The following is a 22,350-nucleotide window of genomic DNA, read 5'->3' on the forward strand; positions in this document are numbered from 1 at the left end:
CATCCTGATCGCTCAGTTCCCCCCAACAACGAAGTATGAGAGGAAACCCGCCATGCCAAGAGCACGGCTTCAACGCCTAGCCAGAACCCTTGCCGCCGGGGCCACAGCACTGCTGATCGGTGCCGGTACGGCACTGCCGGCCCACGCCGCCGGCCTGGACACCGCCGCCCCGAAACCCGCGCCGGCGTCCACCAAGATCACTACCGCAGACACGGACGATCTCCACACGTGGTGGCACGACAACGGCGTGTTCAACGCCACCGGCCCGACGTCGAATGATGAAGTCCGCCGGTCCTCGTTCTACGACGTCAAAGTCGCCGAAGCCGCCAAGCCTGACAAGAGCTACGACTCGTTTGCCTACATGAGCATTCCGCGCAGCGGCAAAGGCAAGGTCGGCTACACCGAGGAAGACGGAGCCGAATTCGCCTCCCAGGCCGGGCTCTCCATGAGCTGGTCCAGCTTCGAGTACGCCAAGGATGTCTGGGTGGACGTGACCCTGCGGACGGGCCAGAAGATCACCTCGGCCGACCAGGTCCAGATCAAGCCCAGCAGCTACAACTTCCAGAAGCAGCTGGTGGACGGTGACACGGTGCGGGTCAAGGTGCCGTATTCCGACGCCGGATACCGCTTTTCGGTCGAATTCGCACCACAGCTGTACACGGCCTACAACGATATGTCCGGAGACAGCGGCAAGCTGACCACCAGCGCCGCCGGCAACAGGGCCATCCATACCGAGCCGCGGAACTCGATGATGATCTTCGCTGAACCAAAGCTCAGCGGTGCCGGGAAGGACCGCCTGGTCCCGAAGCCGACGTCGGGCACCACCTACTATCCAAAGCAGGGGGCCGTCACCAACCTGGACAGCATCACCGAGGAGATCGTCTACTTCAGGCCCGGCACGTACTACATGGGCTCGGACTACCGCGCGATGCTGCCGGCCAACGTCAAATGGGTCTACCTGGCACCGGGCGCGTATGTGAAGGGAGCGTTCCGCTTCCCGCACGACAACCAGCCCCTGTACAAAGTGACCGGGTACGGTGTCCTCTCCGGCGAGCAGTACGTGTACGAAGCCGATACGAACAACAACTACAACCACCTCAGCGGCGCATCCAACTGCCACGCCACCTGCGTGAAAATGCTGCAATTCGCGTCCTCGGACGCCGAGCAGCACCTGGACCTGCAGGGAGTCACCATCAACGAGCCCCCGTACTACTCCTTCGTGGTCTACGGGAACGAGCAGACCTTCCACATGCAGGTCCAAAACTACAAGCAGGTGGGCAGCTGGTACTGGCAGACCGACGGCATCGAGCTCTACAACGGCAGCACCATGAAGAACACGTTCTTCCACGCCAATGACGACGTGCTGAAGCTGTACCACAGCGACGTCACCATCGATAACACCGTGATCTGGAAGAACGAGAACGGGCCCGTCATCCAATGGGGTTGGACGCCGCGGACCATCGACAACGTCAAGGTCAGCAACACCACGGTGATCCACAACCGGATGTATTGGAAGGACGTCAAGTACAACACCTGCATCCTCAACTCCTCGTCCCATTGGATGGACATGGGAGCAACCAACACCGCCGACCCCGCCACCACCGTGAAGAACATCAGCTTCGACAACATCACGGTCGAAGGCATGACCAACTGCGCCATCCGGGACTACGCGCTCTCCAACACCGAAAACATCGACATCAAAAACCTCAGGATCGATGCCTGGAACGGCCTCGACTGGACCTCACAGGTCAGCCACCTCAAGCGCTACACCAATGCCGCAGGCGAGAAAGTCAGCATCGGCAACGAAACCACCGACGGTAACGGGCTGAACTTCGAAAACTACTCCGTCGGTGGCCAAACCATCGAAAAGACCGCGAACAACTGGGCAGACAACCAGCTCGGCCGGCTCGGGTTCGACGGCGACAACTGGGACAGCTGGAACGCCTGGAAGTCCAGCCCCTGACCGGAACCTTCCGGAGCCTGCCGGCCCGGAGACAACGAAGGCGGCAGGCCGGGGGAACCTGCCAGCCTCAACAACCAAACCATCACCTCAACACCGGAGCAGCCATGTCCACCTCCCTGAGAGACCAGCCCTTGACGGTCCTGGTCACCGCACGATCCGAACTCGACGCCCAACTCGACGGAGCCGTCGAACAACTGCAGCCCCTCGCGGTCAGCGAGCGATGCGGGATCCTCGTGACCCGCCACTCCGCCAACAAGTTCAGCATCGAGGTCAGCCCCGATGTCCCCGCCGGAATGGTGCAGGAGGCCCAAACCCTTTAGAACCAACTCCAAAAATCATCCACGCAGTAGGACTCCTGCCGATAGACGGCGGGAGAATAAGAAAGCTCAAAGAAGAGGGAAATCCAGTCATGAACAACTCACGTTCTCATTGGAAGGCGAAAGCGGCGGTAGCCGCTGCTATCGCCGGCGCTCTGGCGCTGGCCGGGTGCACCGCCGGAGGCGGCGATAAGGATGCCTCGGGCAAGCCCGTCGTCACGGTTCAGGTCGTCAAAGACGCACGGGCCAAGGCGATGGCCGGAATGCCATGGACCAAGGATCTCGAGGCCGCCTGTGGCTGCACGATCAAATGGCAGGAAACTGCTGCATCATCATGGACCCAGCAGAGGCAGGCATCGCTTGCCGCCGGCGAAGTGGCCGACGTGACCATCGGGGGCTATGGCAGCGGCGACTGGGGTGACTACAGCAGCCTGTTCATGGATCTTTCGCCCGAGCTGCAGAACATGCCGAACCTGAGCAAGACGTTTGAGGCTTCCCCGTACTCCCGCGTCGCTTCGACGTGGGAGGGCAAACTGTTCGGAGCGCCCGGCGTCAACACCGGCCTGATGGCGAACTCCAGCAGCCACATGTTCATCAACAAGAAATGGCTGGACAAGCTGGGCCTGCCGGTTCCCACGACCTGGGGTGAGCTGAAGACAACGCTCGAAGCCTTCAAGAACGGCGACCCCAATGGCGACGGAAAGCCCGTGATCCCGCTCACCTTCAACGCACCGAACGCCGACGGGTGGGGCTGGTTCCAGCCCAATGTCCTTCTCGGCAGCTATGGCATCCCGGTAACCGGTGGCGGCCAAGGAATGTACGCCGAGAACGGCACAATCAAGAACTACCTCACGGATCCGGCCTACAAGGACCTCGCCAACTACCTGCACGGGCTGTGGAGCGAGGGCCTGATTTCCAACGAGGCATTCACGCAGGACTGGTCCAAGTACACAGCCACGACGAAGGGGGAGGGGACCACCGCCAAGGTTGGTGTGACCTGGATGTGGACTCCTTCCGACATCTTCGGTTCCCAGTTGGCGGACCAGTACGTCACCATTCCTCAGCTCAAGGCTGACGATGCACCCAACGCCAAGCCGGTGTGGTTCTTCAACGGTGACCAGATTAATTACAGCGCGAACAAGGTCTCGGTGGCCGCGAACGTTAAAAACAAGGACGCAGCCCTCAAGCTCGTCGACGCCATGTACACCCCGGACATCGGCATCCAGATGCGTTTCGGCTCGTTCGGTGTGGGCGTGAAGAAGAACGGTGAGAAGGACTACACGGTCCTGCCGCCGGCTGACAAGACGAAGAACGCCTCCGACTGGCAGTTCCAGAACTCGCTAGCCGACGGCGCACCGGGCTGGTTCCTGCAGCCGGGTGTGAAGTTGACCCTGCCCAAAGAACAGTTCGAGGTCCGGGGTGTGGACGATGTCTACAAGCAGGATCTGGCGAACATGGACCTGAACAAGGACGTCATCTACGGCGGCGTTTCCTTCACGGCGGATGAGAACAAGCAGTACTCGCTGAACAACACCGGAATCACCCAGACCACGATGAGCAAGTTCGCCCAGTGGGTCACCAAGGGCGGTGCAGACCAGGACTGGGATGCCTACGTCGCAGCACTGAAGAAGAACGGGCTCGATGACCAGATCAAGCTGCAGCAGGCCGCTTACGACCGCTACGTCAAGGTGATGCAGGACAACAAAGTTGACCTCAACACCGAGCTGAACGACCCGGACCTGAAGTTCACTACGAATTCAGACAACACGGCCACCATCACCAATTCCAAGTAGCACGGACCGTTGCGGTGCCGGTCCCCTGGACAAAAGGGCCCGGCACCGCAACGGCTTCACCCGGCCCGAGGAGGGCCCTGACATGACAAATGTGCAGACTGAAGAAGCAGTCGTCGTCGCCGCGGTAAAGAGGCTGCGCGCTGAACCCGGGCGTTCGCGGTGCAAGCGCCTGCAACGTCATTTCACCCGGTACTGGCAGCTGTGGATCATGGTCTTGCCGGCAATCGCCTTCATCGTGGTCTTCTCGTACATCCCGATGTACGGTATCCAGCTGGCCTTCCGGGAATTCGACGTGACCAAGGGCCTGACCGGCGGGCAATGGGTTGGGTTCAAGTACTTCGAACAGTTCTTCAACAACCCGCAGTTCGGCCAGATCATCATCAACACCGTGACGATCAGCCTGTGGACCCTGGTCATGGGCTTCATCATGCCCATCATCCTGGCAATCCTGATCAACCAGATCGGCAGTAAGCGGATCAAGGGCTTCACCCAGACGATCACCTACATGCCGCATTTCATTTCGACGGTGGTCATGGTCGCCATCCTGCAGATTTTCCTCACCCCGGGCAGCGGCATCCTGGGACGGCTCTTTGGAAACACGAGCCTGCTTGGAGACCCGGCCGCGTTCGCGCACCTGTACTGGATTTCGGAGATCTGGCAGCACACCGGATGGAATTGCATCATCTACCTTGCTGCGCTGTCATCGGTGGACGTGGCCCTCTACGAGGCCGCAAAGATCGACGGCGCTGGCCGGCTCCAGCTGATCCGTCACGTGGACATGCCCGCACTGCTCCCCACCGCGGGCATCCTGCTGATCCTCAACATGGGCAGCGTGCTCGGCGTCGGCTTCGAGAAGGTGTACCTGATGCAAAACACGCTCAACATCACAGCATCCGAAGTCATCTCCACCTACACCTACCGCGTTGGCATCCTCGGGAATCAGTTCTCCTACTCGACCGCAATCGGCCTGTTCAACGCGCTGGTCAACTTCGGGTTCCTGATCTTGGCGAATTACATCGCCAAGAAGTCCAGCAACACGAGCATCTTCTAGGAACGAAGCGATCATGAGCAACAAACAACTCTTGTCCTCCGGAGACCCGGCACCGAAGCTGAAGGCGACCCCAGGCCCCAGGGCCGGATCGAGAAAAGCCCGGGCGTACAAGCGCACGCCGGGGGACCGGGCGGTGGACATCATCATCGGAATCCTGATTGTCCTGATCCTGCTCGCCGTGATGTACCCGCTCTGGTTCATCATCATCGCGTCATTCTCCGACCCCCGTTCCGTCGCCACCGGACAGGTAACGCTACTGCCCCAAGGTCTCGGCTGGGGAGGCTACGAACTGATCCTGGCCGATGAGCGCATCTGGACCGGCTACCGCAACACACTGATTTACTCGGTGGTCGGTACCGCGGTCAACCTGCTGGTGACGCTTCCGGCGGCGTTCGCGATGTCGCGCCCCGAATTCAAGCCGCGTCGGATCATCATGTTCCTCTTCGCCTTCACCATGTTCTTCGGTGGCGGCCTGATCCCGATGTTCCTTCTCGTCAAGCAGCTGGGGCTGCTGAACAACATGTGGGTGTTCATCCTTCCGGGAGCATTCTCAGTGTTCAACATGATCATCGCGAGGTCGTACTTTGAGAGTTCCCTTCCGGAGGAACTTCACGACGCCGCGCAGATCGACGGACTCACGTACTTCGGCTACTTCGCCAAAATCGTCCTTCCCCTCTCCACCGCAATCATTGCCGTCATCGGCCTGTACTACTTTGTCGGCCATTGGAACGACTTCTTCACCGGCCTGATCTACATCCGAAATCAGGATCTTCAGCCGTTGCAGAACGTCCTTCAGCAGATTCTTGTCGCAAATCAGTCTCAGCAGGGTGCGGGCGGCTCTGTGGGGCAATCCTCGGGCCAGGCGCAAGAGTTCGCCGACCAGATCAAATTCGGTGTCATCATCGTGTCCAGCCTGCCGCTGCTGGTTCTGTACCCGCTCCTGCAGAAGTACTTCAACAAGGGCGTCATGGTCGGCGCGGTGAAGGGCTGATCGGGGCTTGCCATGAAGAACCTTGCGGCGGGGTACGAATTGATCGCCCGCATCATCATGATGGTGTTCGTGCTGAACGTGGCACTGATCGTGCACACGCTGCTCGGCTTCGGCGTCACAGGCTTCTTTCCAGCGATCGCGGCCTGTTATGCGAGTTGCCGGACTTGGGCCCTCTCAGAGGACCGCCGCTGGACCGTGAAGCAAACCTGGATGACTTTTCACCGGGCCTGGAAGAAGGAGTGGCGGCCGGCCAACGTGTTTGGTTGGCCCCAGTTCCTGGTATGGGCCTTGCTCATTTGGGACTACTACCTTGTCAACTGGAACAACATGGGACCGGCAGGAGCAGCGGCTTCCGGTGTGGTGCTGCTCGTGAACGTCTTCTATGCGTTGTTCGTCCTTGTGTCCTGGGCGGTGGCCTCAAATTACGATGAGAGGCCCTGGTGGATTGCCAGGGTTTCACTCCACATGGTGATTGCCCGGCCTTTGTGCAGCGTGATGCTGATCCTTGTTCTGTGCGTTACGGCCTGGGTGTGGATGACCTGGCCGGGCGTTCTGATCGTGTTCGGGCTGGCACTGCCGATCCTCCTGGTGGTCATGACTGTCTATTCGTTCGGGCGTCTTCACGGAATGGACACCAAAGAGCGCCTCGCGCCGGGCCAGCGCGAGGAGAACATCCAGCAGCAACCGTGAGAATTTGGAGGGCTGAATTCTGGGACTGTTGACAGCGTCATCAACACAGTTGATGCGTCGGGTGAATATGAACGCCATACTAAATATTCTGCGGAACGCCGAGGCCATGACCGGAAGCAATCTGATGGCCGCCACGGGTCTTTCCAGAGCCACAGTCATTTCGGTCTGCGATGAGCTCGTTGGGCGAGGCTGGCTGCGGGAGCTGGACAGCCAACGCGTATCGGGCGGCTACTCGAAGGGCCGGCCCGCCAGGCGCTTCGCTTTTGACGAGCGAGCAACGTATCTCCTGGGCATTGATGCCGGCGCTGCCAAGATCACGGTGATTGTGGCTAATGCCGTGGGGGAGAGCCTGGCCAGCACCACCGTGGAGGTCCACGGGGCGGTAACTTCAGCGGAACAGCGGGCTGGTGTTCTCCGGTCTGCAATCGCTGACACCGTAACTTGCGCAGATATCGCACTTGCTGACGTTCTCATAGCCTCTGTCGGAGTCGCAGCTCCCGTAAGCCGTGACGGCGATGTCCTGAGGACCCAAGACTTTTGGGAGTCCTTCGACGTCCGGCAATCACTCGCGGAAATGTTCGGCTGGAATGTCCTGGTCGAAAACGACGCCAATCTGGCCGCCCTCGCCGAATGCTGGCGCGGAGCTGCTGCGGGAGTCAAGGACCTTGTTCTCCTGCTCGCAGGGGAGCGTCTTGGCGCGGGCGTGATGGAGTCGGCACGCCTGCTGCACGGTCACTGCGGTGGATTCGGAGAGCTGGGATACCTTTCGCATCTGGAAGGGGTAAACGGCACGATCGGCATAGACCCGGAGATGACCTCGTTGGCCCGTGAGTCCATTACGGCAGGTTGCCGCCCCACGCTATTGAAAGAACTCTGCGGCGGCCGGCCCGAGGTCCTCACTTCGGCAAATGTAATCTCGGCCGCGGAGGCCGGCGACCCGACCTCTTTGACGATCCTGGACCAGGTGGCCAGACGCATGGCACGGGTCATCGGCTCGCTCAGTACCATGGTCAACCCGGAGCTTGTGGTAATCGCAGGCGGAGTCGCACATGCAACAAATGCGTTGCTGGCAACGATTGGAGACGAGCTGTCCGCCTACACCTCGACACTTCCTCCGCGACTGGCAATCTCATCCCTGGGGGAGGAAATCGTCGCGATCGGAGCAGTCAAGCGTGCCCTGGACTATCTAGAGGACCACGCTATCGACCTCAGCCTGCGCACTGAAACCATCTAGCGGTGCATCGGCCGAGACCCGGGCCCCTGCAGGTTCGCCCGCCCCGAGGGGAAATCCGTCGTGTGAGCGCCCTGACTTACCTCAAGGGACCGAAGCGTGTTCGCTAGGCGAACCGTCTCCGGTCAGATTGCCGGAGTCGCATCTGTGCGGGCTTGCAAGAGCAATTCCTCCACGACGGCACCTTTCCGCGCGACGTATTGCTGACGGTCGGTGGCGAGCAAGAATGACAGCTCCCGCTTGACGGCCGCGTATCGGTCGGCTTGTTTGGGATGGGACCTCAGATAATCGCGGAAGTCGACGTGGTCTCTGTGCGGTTTGGAATTGGCGACAACCAGATACAGATGGTGGTAAGTGAACCCTGGCAGTACGTCGAACGCTTGCCTTCCTTCAGTGCCGAGATCGCCTTGGTATGTGTAGCCTGCTGCTTCGAGGGCAAGAATGACGTCGTCAACGAGGGCGGCTTTGGATACGACTACGTCGATATCGATAATTGGCTTGGCATCCAGTCCGGGAACGCTGGTGCTGCCGACATGTTCAATGCTGTGAGGGAAACCTGCGAGAAACGGCCGCAGATTCTCTGCGATCTTGTGGAAGTCGTCGGGCCAAGAATCTCGATAGGCGACGACATCCGTAGGGGAATTCATGCACCCACTTTACTCACCGCCTTCAAGAGACTTGCGGTCCCTTTGTCAGCTGTGCTCGTGGCCCAAGTGGCGTTGGCGGTTTTCTGTCGTTAGCGGTTTCCCTTGGAGCTGTGAGCGACGTTGTATTGCTTTGAGGCGGTATGGAGTCCTCGCCCGAACCTGACGGCATTCGGAATCGGAGTTTTGGCTTATGTGGAAAACCGGGGACTGCAACGAAACCAAGCTTTACCCCTGGGTTCCCTGACCGGGCTAGGGGAATTACGGTAGGGAAAGTGACTTTCCGAATGCTCTCTGCAGATGACCGGCCGCTACTGCGTCAGGCCACCCTTGCAAACATGAATTGGAACACGTCCCGTTTCACCTATGAAGATGTCGACAATTCAGACGAACTCTCCCACTACTTCCGACATTTCCCTGGTGATCGTGACTTTGGGATCCTGGACCAGGCGACCGGCCGTGTCCGGTCGGTCGCCTGGCTCGTCTTCCTCCCGGAAAGCGATCCCGGGTACGGATTCGTGAATGCCGACACACCGGAGTTGAGCATCACGGCGTTCGATGGATTTCGAGGACAAGGCATTGGCAGCGCAGTTTTGGGCGAACTCATCGATATTGCCAAGTCACGTGGAGTGAATGCCATCAGCCTCAGCGTCGAAGACGGCAACCCCGCCCGACGCCTCTACGAACGTCGAGGCTTTCAGGTTGTCGGACGGAACGGTGGGTCCGACACCATGCTACTTAGCCTCACCTAGTTCACCGGCCGCCGAGTTCTACCCAGGCGCATCATCGGTCGTTGAGCGTTCGTTCGCCGATCCCTCACCGGACAGATGTCCTAATCCGTATGAGCCAATCTCTTATCAGCGCGGCAGTAAGGTCCGGGCGTCCGAGATGGGCGTTATGGCCGGCGGCGTCGAGCACCACGTAGGTGGCCCGGCGGGCGGCTTCTCCCTTCGACTGCGTCCCTTCCCAGTTGAAGTCCACAGGTCGTACTCTGGTCCGTAGGCCGGGCCCGGTGCGATAACGTCCTAAATGCGTTAAATGCACTCTGACCTGCTGAAACGCATCCTTCGCCGCCAAGTAAAGTTCAATGTCACAAACGTATGTAGTCGGGATACTTCGCCCGCTCTCTCAACGCCTACGGACGCGCAGGCGAGTTGTGCAGCCGTTGCGAGGCAGCAGGCTTGCAGAGCATCATCAAACGTGAGCAATTCATGAACCGCTCGTCCTACACGTGTCCGGTTTGCCAGCCACGGCCGCGAAATGGGCGTTGGTAGGGCCAAAACTGTTCCGGAATCCGGATCGCAATGGCAGACTGTCCCCATGAAAAGCTTGGCGGTTCGGATCGCCATCGCACTGGTTTTCAACGCCATCACGTTGTGGGTGGCGTCAGTTCTTCCCGGGGTCCGTTTGGGAGCCGGGTTTCTTTGGGCCGTCGTGGTGTTCACGGCGGCCACGCTTTTAGTCAAGCCCTTGATCCTGGCCATGTTCCACCGCCGCCACGCGCAGTGGGCAGACGGGCGTAAGCGGGTCCTCAGCAAGGCAGTGACGATGGCTGCGGGACTCCTGGCCACCCTGGCAATTCTTGTGGTAACAAGCATCTTTTCGAACGGTTTCACCATCAACGGCATCTTGGGCTGGATCGCCGCGACCGTGGTGATTTGGCTGGCATCGTTCATTTACGATTTCGTCGACGACGGGCTTGAGGCGAAGGCCAACGAGCTCCTCGGCGGCGCGGCAAGTACGGGCAAGCCATGATGGCGCGGCGCTTGGTGATCGCGGGCATCTGCCTCGCCGTCCTCATCGCCGCGGTAGCCCTCGTGCTAGACCAGATGGCTTCGAAACCCGGACCGGCAACGGCCCAGAGCTCCGTATCGTCGGGTCCTGGCGGGGATCCGTCGAACGGCAACGCTTCCGGCAGCGCCAGTGCGCCTCCCTCCGGCAGTCCGACGTCGGGCGGTCCGACGTCAGGCAGTTCGGCAAGCAGTCCAGCGGACGGTTCAGGCGACGGTGGAACAACAGCAAAGCCGCTGGAGGTCCTGCCTCCTGTGACAGCCACACCCACCGGGCTCCCGGTGCCGTCTGCACCGGCCCCACTCATCACTGGTCCATTGCCGAAATCCGCCACAGCGAAGGGCTCACTGGTAGAGGGCTGGCCCAGCAGCGTTGTGACCATGCCGGCCGGGACTACCGTGGGCTCCACCAGTATTTCCACTTCGGGCAACGTCCTGCAGCTGACGGCGGACGGAGTCGTGGGCACGTCTCAGGAGGAGGTTCTGGGAGCCTTCCGCCAGTCGTTGGTCGGGCAAGGCTTCTGGTCCGAGGATGCGCCCGCACCGGACGGAGCTGTGGCCGCGAGGTTCGTGCGCGGTACGGACACGGTGACGGTGTCAGTTTCGGTGACTGGAACCGGCGTTTCACGCTTCCAGCTTTTGGGCAGCCTGCACACGACGGCGGACTAGGGGCACCTATGTACATCTCACTTTCGGATCGCAGCGGTGGCAAACGGGAAAAACCCAGGGGAGCCACAACGGCACTATCCAGCGAGGTGCCGTTTCGTTTGTCTCCGGTCATCCTGTGGCTAGGCCTTGTCAGCATGGTGACGGATGTGTCCTCAGAGTCTGTGACGGCAATCCTCCCGCTGTATGTGACAGGATTCCTGGGCCTTTCGACCATCGCCTTCGGATTCATCGACGGCATCAACCAGGGCGCGAGCGCACTTGTCAGGATCGCCGCGGGCTGGGCTGCGGACCGCAGCGGACACCCAAAACGCATCGCATTGGCTGGTTACGGGTTGTCCATGCTCGCCAGGATAGGATTCCTTTTCGCAGGAGGGTTCTGGGCGGTAGCCGCGATTGTGACCGGGGACAGGATCGGCAAAGGCATTCGCACGGCGCCACGCGACGCGCTGATCACTGTTTCAGCGCAACCGGAACACCTGGCCCGTTCCTTTGGCGTACACAGGATGCTGGACAACATCGGGGCGGCTGCGGGGCCGATGATTGCCTTCCTAGTGCTGCTCATGATCCCCAATGGCTTCAGCACCGTTTTTGTGGTGTCCCTGGCCTTTGCGGTTATCGGCGTTGCAGTTCTGGGGCTGGTGGTGCCGGACCTGCGGGCGGATGGGCTCAAGGGGATCGAAGGCGCAGGGCAAACAGCCGTCCTCCCGAAGCAGCGACGCCGGCTCTTCGCGTTCTCGTGGAGCCACCTGCGGGAGCCAGGCCTGGGAAGGTTACTGATCTCTGCGGGTCTCCTTGGCTTGCTGACCATTGGTGACGGTTTCATCTACCTCGTGTTGCAGGACCGGGACTCCTTCGCCGTGCAGTGGTTTCCGTTGCTTTTCGTCGGCACCAACATCGTGTTCCTTGCGTTTGCGATTCCGCTGGGGCGGCTGGCTGACAGGGTGGGCAGGGTGCCGGTCTTCGTGGGCGGCCACATCGCGCTGCTTGCCTGCTACTTGCTGGCGGCGGCCCCGTTCGGTGGCTTATGGAGCACCCTGGGTTGCCTGATCCTTCTTGGCGGGTTCTACGCAGCCACTGACGGTGTGCTGGCGGCACTGGCCAGCCAGTTGACTCCACCAGGGAAGCTTGCCACAGGTATCGCCTCTGCACAGACTGTGGTTGCGTTGAGCCGGATGACGGCCGCGGCCGGCTTTGGCGTTCTCTGGTACGCAGTAGGAGCCTCCACAGCCATGGTTGCAGCCGGAGCGTTGTTGGCATGCGCCGTGGTTGCGGTCGTCTTCATTCTGCCTGGGGCCAAGCCAAAGCCGGTCAACGCATGATGAGCACCCTCACGGGAGGGAAACTGCGTTGGGGCATTCTCCTGGCAGTCACATTGCTGGTGCTTGCGGCAGCGGGCATTTATGCGGTTGGCGCCTATCAGCGTTTCGAGGAGAGCCGTACGGCTGCGCCCTCTGTGGGTGTTACTGCGGGCCAGCCACTGCCTGGTGTCCCCTTCGTCCTGTTCCGGAACACGGCAGGCGGACAGGGGTACGGTAATGCGGCCACGGTGCCGCTCTCGAACCCTGGCGGCACGCGTGCTGTCAGCGAACAGGCCTGTGACAGGGTCTACGGAACTGCCGTTACAGTGGTTTGCCTCAGGACGAACCGGGGGATCGTGACTGCCTTCGAAGCGGCCGTCCTTAATAGAGACTGGCAGCAGCAGCGGGCATGGCCCCTGCCGGGAATACCGAGCCGGACACGAACCAGTCCAGACGGATCCATGATTGCAACAACTGTGTTCGTTACCGGCCACTCGTATGCCACCGCAGGGTTCTCCACCGCGACTGAAATCAACTTCACGGCGGCTCGTTCAGGTGGTTCGGGGAATCTGGAGGACTTCGCCCTGATAGTCAACGGCGAGCGCTTGCAGGCCACGGACAGAAACATCTGGGGGGTCACCTTTGCGCCTGGGCAAAGCGACGTCTTCTACGCGACTGCGGCTTCCGCCGGGCGTATCTGGCTTGTTCGTGGCAGTTTGTCGGCCAAGACCCTGACTGCGGTCCACGATAACGTCGAGTGCCCTTCCATCTCTCCTGACGGCACGCGAATCGCCTACAAGAAGAACGACGGCGGGACGTTGACTGCGCATTGGAATGTCGCTGTCCTTGACCTCGCTACCGGACAGGAAACCGTCCTGCCCGAGAAACGAAGCGTGGATGACCAGATTGAATGGTTGGACAATCAAAACGTCCTTTACGGATTGGCCGACGAAGATACCCCAGGTGACAGCAATATCTGGAAGCTGGCAACGGATACCGCGTCACAGCCAAGCCTGTTTATCCCCCATGCGTGGTCGCCGAGCGTAGTCCGCTGAAGACATGGTGCGTTGAAGACTTGGTCCGGTGAATAAGCCTGGCCGGTGAGTACGCGTTGCGTTGAAGCTTGTTTGCTGACGTTAAATGCCGACGTCCGGCCCTGGAGTTCAGGGGGCCGGACGCCAGCAGTTCGGAGGCGGACCTAGCCGCCGGATTGGATGGAGTAGACCACGTCTACAAAGTAGTTCGTGGCATTCCAGGAATTGTTTGGCATTGTCCCAGAGGCACCGTACCGATACACGCCATTATCGGGACCGGAAGCCGTGAAGACGCCACTGGTCCACGTTTGGTTGAAGAAGCCGGTGGTGTAGGAGTACCTGCCATTGGGTGCCCGGTAGGAGACTACATACCTCTGACCTGTAGCCAGTGCCACTGGTGTGGACAGTGTGGCTGTTTGCCATCCGGTTGCTGTCTCGTTGACGAAGGTCACTTGTGCCAGGCGGGTGCCGGCCGCGTTCCACAGCGACCCAACATGGGTACCGGTGTTCCCGGTGCCTTTATAGAAACGAATGCCTGTCACGTTGCCTGCCTGGGAGACGCTGAATGCGGTCCCCAGTTCCACCGCTTTCGTTTCCGAAGCGGAGGCCACTTGCGGTAGGAGCGACCCAAAGATGGTGGACTGTTGCACGGTGGGGCTGGCTGTAGTGAACTGCCAGCTGGTTGGCGGCAGGGTTTGCCCCTGTTGCGAAACCACGTTCGTCACGCTGACGGATACTGACGCGCTGCTGGGCAGGGCCGTTGTCGGGGTAAACGTCACGGTCTTGCTGTCTGCTGACAACGCGGTGGTTCCCGCTACAGACGCGCCATTGGCAGTCAACGTCATCGATGCCCCGGATCGAATAGCAGCGGAGAGCGTTATCGAGGGTTTGACGTCGGCAGGGATGCCCGTAGCGCCCGGTGCCGGCACCTGGGCCGTGACCGTCAGTGGAGGTTCCGGCACCGTGAGCACCAGGTCCACCAGATAACTTGCCGTGGAGGGCACGTTCGGGAAATCGCTGCTGTAAGAGTACGCGCCTGCGTCTGACGCGGTTCGCAGGGGTCCGCTGGTGAGACCCTCACCGAAGCCGTTGGCGGTGTAGGAGTACTTGCCGGTCGGAGACTTGTACGCAACAACGTATTCAGTGTCAGCGGCAATATTAACTGGTTGGCTGAAGGTTGCTGTCTGCCAACCCATACTGGACTCGTTGGTAAACGTGACCGATGCAAGGAGCTGCCCGGCACCAGAGTACAGCGAACCCGTATGCGTTCCGGTGTTTCCAGCGGACTTGTAGAAGCGGATGCCCGTCACCTGGCCTGCAGTGTCGCTGGAGAAGCGGACGCCCAGCGTCAGCGGTGTACCATCATCAACCTCGGCAGTCGCCGGTGTGACGCTGTCCTGGTACAGGGTGCAGGGGCACGAGCCCGGAACACGAGGGGCTGGAACCGTGGTGAAGGTCCAAGTGCCACCAGTCAACTGCTGCCCGGAGGCAGACGATGTTGCAGCCAGAGTGGCCGTGAATGACGTACCCGCGGCGAGAGGCGAGGCGGGGGTGAACGTCACCTGGCGCGTTGTTTGGTCATAGCTCGTTGTTCCGGCTACGGCGGCGCCACTGGCTGCTTTCACTCCAAGCGTGACGCTTGACGGTGTGGCTGCTTCGGACAGTACGGCGCTGACCTTGGTGTCCAGCGGGACACTGGATGCGCCGGGCAAAGGCGACTGTGCGCTTGCCGTGAAGGCGGGCGGTGGAATCATGGCGACCACGTCAACCAGATAGCTGGCGGTTGAACTGGAAGCGGGGAAGCCTCCGCTGTACGTGTAAGCACCAGCATCCGAGTCTGTCCGCAAGGGCCCAACACTCATGCCCGAACCGAAGCCATTTGTGGTGGCCGAGTATGTGCCGGTCAGCGATGTGTAGGAGACGATGTATTGCGTGTTGGCAGCGATCTGGACAGGCTGGCCGAAGATCGCTGTTTGCCATCCGGAAGCACTCTCATTGGCGAAGGTTACTGTCGCCAATTGTTGTCCGGCCGCGGTGTACAGGGCCCCATTGTGGGTGCCCGTGTTGCCGGCCGACTTATAGAACCTGACGCCGGTGACCTCGCCGGCCCTGACGCTGTAGAAACGCACGCCAAGCGTTAGTGGAACTCCGTCCCGGATCTCGGCGATTCCAGGGGTAACGCTGTCATCGAAGAGACTGCACGGGCAATCCCCGGCGACCGGCAGGGTTGCCGCCGTCGTGAAGGACCAGGTTCCGCCCGCAGTTACCGATCCGCCGATCGAATCGGTGCCGGCGAGGGTCGCCGTGTACGTCGTGCTGAAAGCCAAGGCAGATGATGGCGTGAACGTCGCCCGACGCGTAGCGGAGTCGTACGCGGTGGTGCCCGCCACGGTCCCGGAGGGGGACTTCAACGTCAGCTGGACGCTGGATGCAGTGACTGGTTTGGAGAACACGGCACTGACCTTGGTATTGACGGAAACGCTGGAAGAGGACGGGTAAGGATTTTGTCCGGAAACCGTCATCGGCGTGGTGTCAACCGTGCTGAAAAGAGCGTCAACGAAGTAGTGGCCGCCGTTGTGGCTGGCGATCGGGAATCCCGATCCGCTGTAGACGCCCGCAGGCTGGGCACCGAAGCCGCCGGCAACTGTTAACGGTGCTTCCGTTGAACCGCTGTAGGCCCACTGGTATTCCTTGCTGGCATAGTGGCCGTTCGGATCCCAGTAAGAAACTGTGTACGTTTGGCCTGCTGCCACAGGGACGGCTTGGCTGAAGAGGACTTGCTGCCAGCCGGAGGTTGTTTCGTTGGTGAAAGTGGCCGTGGCCAGGCGCTCGCCGGAGCTGCTCCAGAGTGAACCGATGTGCGTTCCTGTATTGGCCTGGCTCTTGAAGAACCTCACACCCGTGACGAAACCATCTACGGTTGGTGAGAACCGCAGTCCGAGTTCATAGGCCCCGGCGTCGCCGGCGTCCTGGATGGCGGGGACAGTCTGGCCAAAGACGCTGTAGGGGCCGGTGATTGTGAGGTTCCGGGTGGACGTGGCACCAATGTTGGCGCTGTCATCGATGGCCCGTACCTGGACAGTGGCCGATGAGAGGCCTTTCTGGATGTAGTTGTAGGTCCAGTTTTGCTTCCCTTGTGCCGGGTGCCACGTCGCGCCACCGTCGGTTGACACCTCGACGCCGGCCACAACGCCGCCGCCGGTGTCTGAAGCAGTACCGGATACGGTGACGCTTGTTCCGTGGGCGATGGTGGCAGCGTTGGCTGGTGCGGCAATGGTGACGGTTGGCCCGGTCAGATCCGTGCTGGCCGTTGCGGCGGCTATGCCGGCTGCCCGTGTAGCGGGTTGAGCACCCATGTCTGCGAGCAGGTTGACTTGGGCCTGCCGCATCCGGGGATCGGCCGCTGCGCCGCCGCCATCATGTTCCTGGTCCAGGCCCCAGGTCCACTGGACGCTGCCGGCAGAGAACACCAAGGCACCACTGGGGGCACGGTACAGAGTCAGGTGGTGTGTTGTGCGGCCCGGTTTGACCGTGTTGCCGAAATCCTGCAGGTACTGATCAACGTCCCCAACTGTGGTGGACAGCTGGATCAGCCCTGCCGGCCTGAAACCATTGTCCAGGTCCTCGTTGGACTCATATCCGATGGTGTGGGGGGCCAAAGCAGCCGAGGAACCTGCAGGCAGCGAAGTCAGGGAAGTATTTCGCCACAGCCTCGTCTTCCCTTCCTCTGCGGATACGGTTACGGGGAGATCGGTGTAGTTGGACATATAGAGAGTCCCGGAAAGCCCGTTTTCCGGTAAGCCTGCGCCAGCACTTTGCGAAGCAAACCGTGGGTCCCGCCACGTACCAGTCCATTGGGTGCTTGGGTCGCTCTTGGTGTTGGCCCACGTCTCCTTGTAGCAGGTCAAAGTGCGGCCAGCGCCCCCGTCAACCGTCGAGGCCTCGAAACGCGTGCGCCAGTACATCTCATTGCCGGAGAGGAACTGCAGGTTTACCCCCGCGTCCCTGGCCGCGGTGACGGCGGCGCGTTGGGGGCCGGACCAGTATTCATCGTGGCCCACTGACAGGAAGACCTTGTGGTTAAGCAACTGGGCGCCGCTGCGGTCGGTATCCAGACCACTTATGTAGCTGACGTCGTACCCGTTCTGCTCCAGGAAGCGGACCATCGGATACTCATTGGCGAAGTAGAAGTCCCGCCCGCCGATCCCGCCACGGGTATCCATGGGACGGTTGTAACTGAGTTTGTAGGCCCGGCCGTTGGCCGCGCCCTGGTAGAAGTTGGAACCGCCATAACCGTTGTACGCCTGCCACGTGGTATCGGAGGTCTGGAAGACGACGTCGGAATGGTTGCCATCGTTTCGCACAATGAACGTGATGTGGCTCTGGTCTCCGTTGTCAGGCCGTGTGAGAAGAGCTATGTAAATGCCCGAGACGGCTGTCGACGGAACCTGCCAGGTAGCTGAAACGGCCCAGTTGCCGCAGTCATAGAGTTCGGTGGTCAGATCGCTGATGCATTGGGGTTGGTTCTGTCGCAGTACCGAGGGTGTCACATCGGCAATCTTCCGGGCGCCGTTCCCGCCGTACCAGCCTGTGCGGTAGATGGCGATCGTGTAGTTGGCGGCGTTCGTATCGATCTTAAACTTGATCGGCTGCCCGGCGTTGACACTGATCTCCGTGGAAAATCCCTGTATCCCGGCATCCCCGGCGCCGGCTATGTCCCACTCTGAAGGTGGACTTCCGGCTTTGGAGTTTTCACACACCACGGGGTTCATACCGGGGTCGCAAGGTCCCGCTGCGACGGCCGCCGGGGCAGTAAGAGGCAGCAAAGCTGCAACCATGGCAATCACCAAAGGCAAGAGGAAGCCTTTGAGGACTTGCTGTGGTCGGGTAGCTGAAGGACCGGTCATCAGAACTCCTGGAGTGGTACGCCAATTGCGAATATGGGTCCGCGTTTAGCGCACGGTCCCTGCTTGCCGCTCCCCAGCCAGGGTCAAACCAAGATCTTCAGTTATGGAATATGGGTCCTGCACTTGGATGATCGTTTCCGAATATCTGGACCGTATCCAGCCTTTACCCGAGGGACCTTCAGGTCAAAGCCGGATCACCGGAGCGAATCCGCCAAGTAACCCTTGGCAGGAGTGTAGGGGCGCGGCATCCTTGCCGCAAGGCTTTCCCGTTACAGATCCATGGATTTCGGCCAAACGGCAGTAGATTTAGGGAGATACAGCCGCCCCCCAAGGGCTGACAACAGGCCACCCAGGAGAACCGAACCGCCTTGCATTTGAAAAGTCTGACTGTCCGCGGATTCAAGTCGTTTGCGTCGGCCACGACGTTCGACTTCGAGCCCGGCGTCACCGCCGTCGTCGGTCCGAACGGCTCGGGTAAGTCCAACGTCGTGGATGCCTTGGCATGGGTGATGGGGGAGCAAGGTGCCAAGACGCTGCGCGGTGGAAAGATGGAAGATGTCATCTTTGCCGGCACGTCCGGCAGGCCTCCTTTGGGGCGGGCGCACGTTTCCCTGACCATCGACAACGCGGACAACGCGCTTCCCATTGAGTACAGCGAAGTCACCATTTCCCGGACATTGTTCCGGACAGGTGGCTCCGAATACGCCATCAACGGTGCGCCGTGCCGGCTCCTGGACATCCAGGAGCTTTTGTCCGATTCAGGACTGGGACGCGAGATGCACGTGATAGTGGGCCAAGGCCAACTGGACCGCGTGCTACACGCGACGCCCGAAGACCGCCGCGGTTTCATCGAGGAAGCAGCCGGGATCCTCAAGCACCGCCGCCGCAAGGAAAAAACCGTCCGCAAGCTCGAAGCCATGCAGGCCAACCTTGCCCGGCTTGGCGACCTCACCGCAGAGATCCGCCGCCAACTAACACCCCTGGGCAAGCAGGCAGAAATCGCCCGACGTGCACAAACAGTCCAGTTCGATGTCAGGGATGCCCGCGCACGCCTCCTCGCCGACGACCTCGTTGCACTGACATCGAGCCTGGAACAGGACGTCGCAGACGAAGCCGCCCTCAAGGAACGCCGCCAGGTGGTCGAGTCAGAACTGGGCCACGGCCGGCGACGCCAGGCCGCATTGGAACAGCAAGCAGCGGAAGCAACCCCCCGGCTCAACGCAGCACGGGACAACTGGTACCAGCTGTCTGCAGGCCGTGAGCGGCTCCGCTCGCTGGGCTCCCTCGCAGCCGAGCGTCGCCGGCTGTTGGGCTCCTCAGAAGCTGTGCCGGACTCGGGCCGGGACCCCGAACAACTGGAACGCCAGGCGGCGAAGGCCCGCGGCGAACAGGCCGCCTTGGAACATGACATCCTCGCCAAGCAGGCCGCCCTCCTGGAAGCAACAGTGGCTAAGGATTCTGCGGAGGCGCTCGCAGCCGCCGAGGACAAACGGCTGACGGCCATGCTAAGGGCAGCGGCAGACCGTCGTGAAGGACTCGCCAGGCTCGCGGGCCAGGTCGCGGCGGCACGCTCCAGGGCAGAAGCGGCGGAGGCCGAGCGTGGCCGCCTCCGCGAATCACTGGCCGCGGGCAACGAGCGACGCCGCCACGCCCAGAGCGAATTCGCAGCACTCGAATCGCAGGTTGCAGGGGTTGAAGATGGCGAAGAGAGTCTTGACGCCGAGTACGAGAATGCCACCGAGGCCCTGGACGCCGTGCTGGCGGAGATCGAAGAGCTGAAATCCGCAGAAAGGGAAGCACTTCGCCAGCGGGATGCCCTGACCGCCCGCCGCGATGCACTTCTTTTGGGGCTGAATCGCAAGGACGGCTCGGAGCATCTGCTTTCCGGCGATGTCCAGGGCATTCTGGGGCCCCTTGCAGGGATGCTGGCTATTGAGCCCGGTTATGAGGCCGCGATAGCAGCGGCACTGGGCTCTGCATCGGACGCCCTCGTGGTCGGGGACTCCACTGTCGCCGTCGCCGCGATCCAACAGTTGAAAGAGGACGACGCCGGCAGGGCCGCGTTGCTCTTGGCCGACGTCGACCATGGGGCTGGTCAATCGGCGTCCCCCTTGGAGCTGCCGGCTGGCAGCAGGTGGGCGGTGGACGTCCTCAAGGTTACGGAACCAGCTGCCCAGGGTGCCTTGGCCCTGCTGGCTGGGATCGCCGTCGTCGATGATACGGCAGGTGCGGCAGCGCTGATTGGTGGACACCCGGAAATCAAGGTGGTCACCCGTGCAGGCGACATCTTCACTGCACTGACGGTCCAGGGCGGTTCAGCCACGGCGCCCTCCCTGCTGGAGATCCAGGCAGCAGTGGACGACGCCGTGGCCGGGCTCCACGAAGTTACGGCACGCTTGGAGCGGGGACGGTTTGCCCTGGCTGGCGCTGAAGCTCGTCGCGCCGAAGCCCAGGACCGGGCTGATGCGGCATTGGAAAGGCTGCATGAATCCGATGCCCGCCTTGCTGCCGTGGCAGAGCGCCTGGGGCACTTGAACTCACTTCTTCGCAGTGCGGTGGGTGAAAGCGAACGCCTGGAGGCTTCACTGGCGCGTGCGGAAGCGAATATCGCAGAAGCCCGGTTGGACCTTGAAGTTGCGGCTGAGCGGCTCGCCGCCGCCCAGGAAGCTCCGGATGAGGAACCATCCACGGACCAGCGGGATGAACTCTCGGCGCAGGCGCGGTTGGCCCGTTCCAACGAAATGGACGCTCGGTTGGCCCTTCGCACCGCCGAAGAACAAGTGGGAGCCATCGCTGGCCGGGCTGCCTCCCTGGAACGTGCAGCAGCCACAGAGCGGCGGGCCCGTGAAGAGGCCGCCCGCCGGGCGCAGAGGCGGCGCGCCCAAGCCCAACGTGCTGGTGCAGTGGTGTCGGCAGTTGAGCAGGTGCTTCGATTCATCGATATCTCAGTGGATCTCGCCGGCCATGAACGCGACCTTGCCGAGCAAGCGTGTGAGCAACTGGAGAAGGAACTGTCCGGCGTGCGTTCCGGAAACGATGACCTCGCAAAGGAACTCGCCGAACTTACCGACTCCGTGCACAAGGACGAGATGGCCAGGACCCAACAGCGTCTTCGAATCGAGGCGTTGGAGGCCCGTTCTATCGAGGAACTCGGACTATCGGCCGAACAACTCGTTGCAGATTACGGCCCGGATCAACTTGTCCCTCAGCCAGCCGGCGCAACCACTGACAAGTGGGCGGAACTCCGTGCGCCTGTGGACGAAACGGGTGCACCGCTGGTGGAAGGAATTCCCTTTGACCGGGCGGAGCAGGAGAAACGGCTCAAAAAGGCTGAGCGGGAACTGGCGGCACTGGGAAAGGTCAACCCTCTGGCCCTGGAAGAGTTTGCCGCCCTTGAGGAGCGTCACCAGTTCCTCAGTTCGCAGCTGGAGGACCTCAAGTCCAGCCGGAAGGACTTGCTGGACATCATCAAGGAAGTGGATAACCGCGTCCAGCAGGTCTTCACCGAAGCCTTTGCCGATACTTCGGCCCAGTTTGACCGCGTCTTCGCGCGGCTCTTCCCAGGAGGCGAGGGCAGGCTGGTCCTGACGGATCCAAACGACATGTTGACCACTGGCATCGAGGTCGAAGCCCGGCCGGCAGGTAAGAAGATCAAGAGATTGTCCCTGCTCTCCGGTGGCGAACGTTCACTCACCGCTGTGGCACTGCTGGTGGCGATCTTCAAAGCCAGACCGTCGCCGTTTTACGTCATGGACGAAGTGGAAGCGGCCTTGGACGACACCAACCTGGGCCGGCTCATCACGATCTTCGAAGAGCTCCGGGAGTCCAGCCAGTTGATCGTCATCACGCACCAGAAGCGCACCATGGAAGTGGCCGATGCCCTCTACGGCGTCACGATGCGCGGCGACGGGGTGTCCACCGTCATCAGCCAACGGCTCGGTGCCGGGGCATAGCTTTATGAGAAGGTAGGGG

The 22,350-nt window shown here is 61.2% G+C and carries 15 protein-coding genes and 1 pseudogene; 14 read left to right on the forward strand and 2 right to left on the reverse strand.

Translation table 11 applies throughout. The annotated features are described in order from the left end of the window. Positions 1-52: 52 nt before the first annotated feature. The 7 genes from ACFX4T_RS01680 (at position 53) to ACFX4T_RS01710 (ending at position 8,039) form a co-directional block, all read left to right on the forward strand. Positions 53-1,963 (forward strand): family 49 glycosyl hydrolase, encoded by a 1,911-nt coding sequence (locus tag ACFX4T_RS01680; RefSeq protein ID WP_377650573.1) that lies wholly within the window; start codon positions 53-55, stop codon positions 1,961-1,963. A gap of 104 nt (positions 1,964-2,067) precedes the next feature. Beyond that, a complete protein-coding gene (locus ACFX4T_RS01685; RefSeq protein WP_377650574.1) occupies positions 2,068-2,283 on the forward strand; it encodes a hypothetical protein in 216 nt (71 codons plus the stop codon). 89 nt (positions 2,284-2,372) lie between these two features. Then, positions 2,373-4,073 (forward strand): hypothetical protein, encoded by a 1,701-nt coding sequence (locus ACFX4T_RS01690; protein ID WP_377650575.1) that lies wholly within the window; start codon positions 2,373-2,375, stop codon positions 4,071-4,073. An 82-nt stretch (positions 4,074-4,155) separates the two neighbouring features. Continuing rightward, positions 4,156-5,124, forward strand: coding sequence for an ABC transporter permease (locus ACFX4T_RS01695; RefSeq protein ID WP_377650576.1), 969 nt, complete (start codon positions 4,156-4,158; stop codon positions 5,122-5,124). A 13-nt stretch (positions 5,125-5,137) separates the two neighbouring features. After that, entirely contained in the window at positions 5,138-6,115 is a 978-nt protein-coding gene (locus ACFX4T_RS01700; protein WP_377650577.1) for a carbohydrate ABC transporter permease, read from the forward strand. A gap of 12 nt (positions 6,116-6,127) precedes the next feature. After that, positions 6,128-6,805, forward strand: coding sequence for a YesL family protein (locus tag ACFX4T_RS01705; RefSeq protein ID WP_377650578.1), 678 nt, complete (start codon positions 6,128-6,130; stop codon positions 6,803-6,805). Between the two features lie 106 nt (positions 6,806-6,911). Next, complete coding sequence (locus tag ACFX4T_RS01710) at positions 6,912-8,039, forward strand: ROK family protein (RefSeq protein ID WP_377650579.1); 1,128 nt, start codon at positions 6,912-6,914, stop codon at positions 8,037-8,039. A gap of 122 nt (positions 8,040-8,161) precedes the next feature. Here ACFX4T_RS01710 and ACFX4T_RS01715 read toward each other — a convergent pair whose 3' ends face one another. Further along, on the reverse strand, positions 8,162-8,683 hold the full coding sequence (locus tag ACFX4T_RS01715; RefSeq protein ID WP_377650580.1) for a GrpB family protein: 522 nt from the start codon (positions 8,681-8,683) through the stop codon (positions 8,162-8,164). A gap of 284 nt (positions 8,684-8,967) precedes the next feature. Here ACFX4T_RS01715 and ACFX4T_RS01720 point away from each other — a divergent pair, with 284 nt between their 5' ends. From ACFX4T_RS01720 to ACFX4T_RS01745, 6 genes and pseudogenes are all read left to right on the forward strand, one after another. After that, complete coding sequence (locus ACFX4T_RS01720) at positions 8,968-9,432, forward strand: GNAT family N-acetyltransferase (protein WP_377650627.1); 465 nt, start codon at positions 8,968-8,970, stop codon at positions 9,430-9,432. A 354-nt stretch (positions 9,433-9,786) separates the two neighbouring features. Further along, positions 9,787-9,954 (forward strand): annotated as a pseudogene (locus ACFX4T_RS01725) (DNA-formamidopyrimidine glycosylase); the annotation flags it as partial. A gap of 46 nt (positions 9,955-10,000) precedes the next feature. Beyond that, positions 10,001-10,435 (forward strand): hypothetical protein, encoded by a 435-nt coding sequence (locus ACFX4T_RS01730; RefSeq protein WP_377650581.1) that lies wholly within the window; start codon positions 10,001-10,003, stop codon positions 10,433-10,435. Then, positions 10,432-11,139 (forward strand): hypothetical protein, encoded by a 708-nt coding sequence (locus tag ACFX4T_RS01735; protein WP_216923859.1) that lies wholly within the window; start codon positions 10,432-10,434, stop codon positions 11,137-11,139. Before ACFX4T_RS01730 ends, ACFX4T_RS01735 begins: the two co-directional genes overlap by 4 nt. 8 nt (positions 11,140-11,147) lie before the next feature. Further along, positions 11,148-12,458, forward strand: coding sequence for an MFS transporter (locus ACFX4T_RS01740; RefSeq protein ID WP_377650582.1), 1,311 nt, complete (start codon positions 11,148-11,150; stop codon positions 12,456-12,458). Next, on the forward strand, positions 12,455-13,492 hold the full coding sequence (locus ACFX4T_RS01745) for a hypothetical protein (RefSeq protein ID WP_377650583.1): 1,038 nt from the start codon (positions 12,455-12,457) through the stop codon (positions 13,490-13,492). The genes ACFX4T_RS01740 and ACFX4T_RS01745 overlap by 4 nt, the downstream gene beginning before the upstream one ends. 143 nt (positions 13,493-13,635) lie before the next feature. Here the strand turns inward: ACFX4T_RS01745 and ACFX4T_RS01750 are convergent, their stop codons facing one another. Then, positions 13,636-18,378 carry a DUF4082 domain-containing protein gene (locus ACFX4T_RS01750; protein ID WP_377650584.1) on the reverse strand — a complete coding sequence of 1,581 codons (4,743 nt, stop codon included), beginning with the start codon at positions 18,376-18,378 and terminating at the stop codon, positions 13,636-13,638. A gap of 368 nt (positions 18,379-18,746) precedes the next feature. Between ACFX4T_RS01750 and smc the strand changes: the two genes are divergently transcribed. Continuing rightward, a complete protein-coding gene (gene smc / locus ACFX4T_RS01755; RefSeq protein ID WP_377650585.1) occupies positions 18,747-22,331 on the forward strand; it encodes a chromosome segregation protein SMC in 3,585 nt (1,194 codons plus the stop codon). Positions 22,332-22,350 lie beyond the last annotated feature (19 nt).

This window comes from Paenarthrobacter sp. YIM B13468 (assembly GCF_042788025.1).
Lineage (GTDB): Bacteria > Actinomycetota > Actinomycetes > Actinomycetales > Micrococcaceae > Arthrobacter > Arthrobacter aromaticivorans.

Excerpts from the sequence above, each read along its gene's own strand:
- ACFX4T_RS01730 (WP_377650581.1), top strand. The coding sequence starts at position 10,001 with ATGAAAAGCTTGGCGGTTCGGATCGCCATCGCACTGGTTTTCAACGCC.
- ACFX4T_RS01710 (WP_377650579.1), top strand. The coding sequence starts at position 6,912 with ATGACCGGAAGCAATCTGATGGCCGCCACGGGTCTTTCCAGAGCCACA.
- ACFX4T_RS01735 (WP_216923859.1), top strand. The coding sequence starts at position 10,432 with ATGATGGCGCGGCGCTTGGTGATCGCGGGCATCTGCCTCGCCGTCCTC.
- ACFX4T_RS01715 (WP_377650580.1), bottom strand. The coding sequence starts at position 8,683 with ATGAATTCCCCTACGGATGTCGTCGCCTATCGAGATTCTTGGCCCGAC.
- ACFX4T_RS01695 (WP_377650576.1), top strand. The coding sequence starts at position 4,156 with ATGACAAATGTGCAGACTGAAGAAGCAGTCGTCGTCGCCGCGGTAAAG.
- ACFX4T_RS01750 (WP_377650584.1), bottom strand. The coding sequence starts at position 18,378 with ATGACCGGTCCTTCAGCTACCCGACCACAGCAAGTCCTCAAAGGCTTC.
- ACFX4T_RS01705 (WP_377650578.1), top strand. The coding sequence starts at position 6,128 with ATGAAGAACCTTGCGGCGGGGTACGAATTGATCGCCCGCATCATCATG.
- ACFX4T_RS01685 (WP_377650574.1), top strand. The coding sequence starts at position 2,068 with ATGTCCACCTCCCTGAGAGACCAGCCCTTGACGGTCCTGGTCACCGCA.
- ACFX4T_RS01745 (WP_377650583.1), top strand. The coding sequence starts at position 12,455 with ATGATGAGCACCCTCACGGGAGGGAAACTGCGTTGGGGCATTCTCCTG.
- ACFX4T_RS01690 (WP_377650575.1), top strand. The coding sequence starts at position 2,373 with ATGAACAACTCACGTTCTCATTGGAAGGCGAAAGCGGCGGTAGCCGCT.
- ACFX4T_RS01720 (WP_377650627.1), top strand. The coding sequence starts at position 8,968 with ATGCTCTCTGCAGATGACCGGCCGCTACTGCGTCAGGCCACCCTTGCA.
- ACFX4T_RS01700 (WP_377650577.1), top strand. The coding sequence starts at position 5,138 with ATGAGCAACAAACAACTCTTGTCCTCCGGAGACCCGGCACCGAAGCTG.
- ACFX4T_RS01680 (WP_377650573.1), top strand. The coding sequence starts at position 53 with ATGCCAAGAGCACGGCTTCAACGCCTAGCCAGAACCCTTGCCGCCGGG.
- ACFX4T_RS01740 (WP_377650582.1), top strand. The coding sequence starts at position 11,148 with ATGTACATCTCACTTTCGGATCGCAGCGGTGGCAAACGGGAAAAACCC.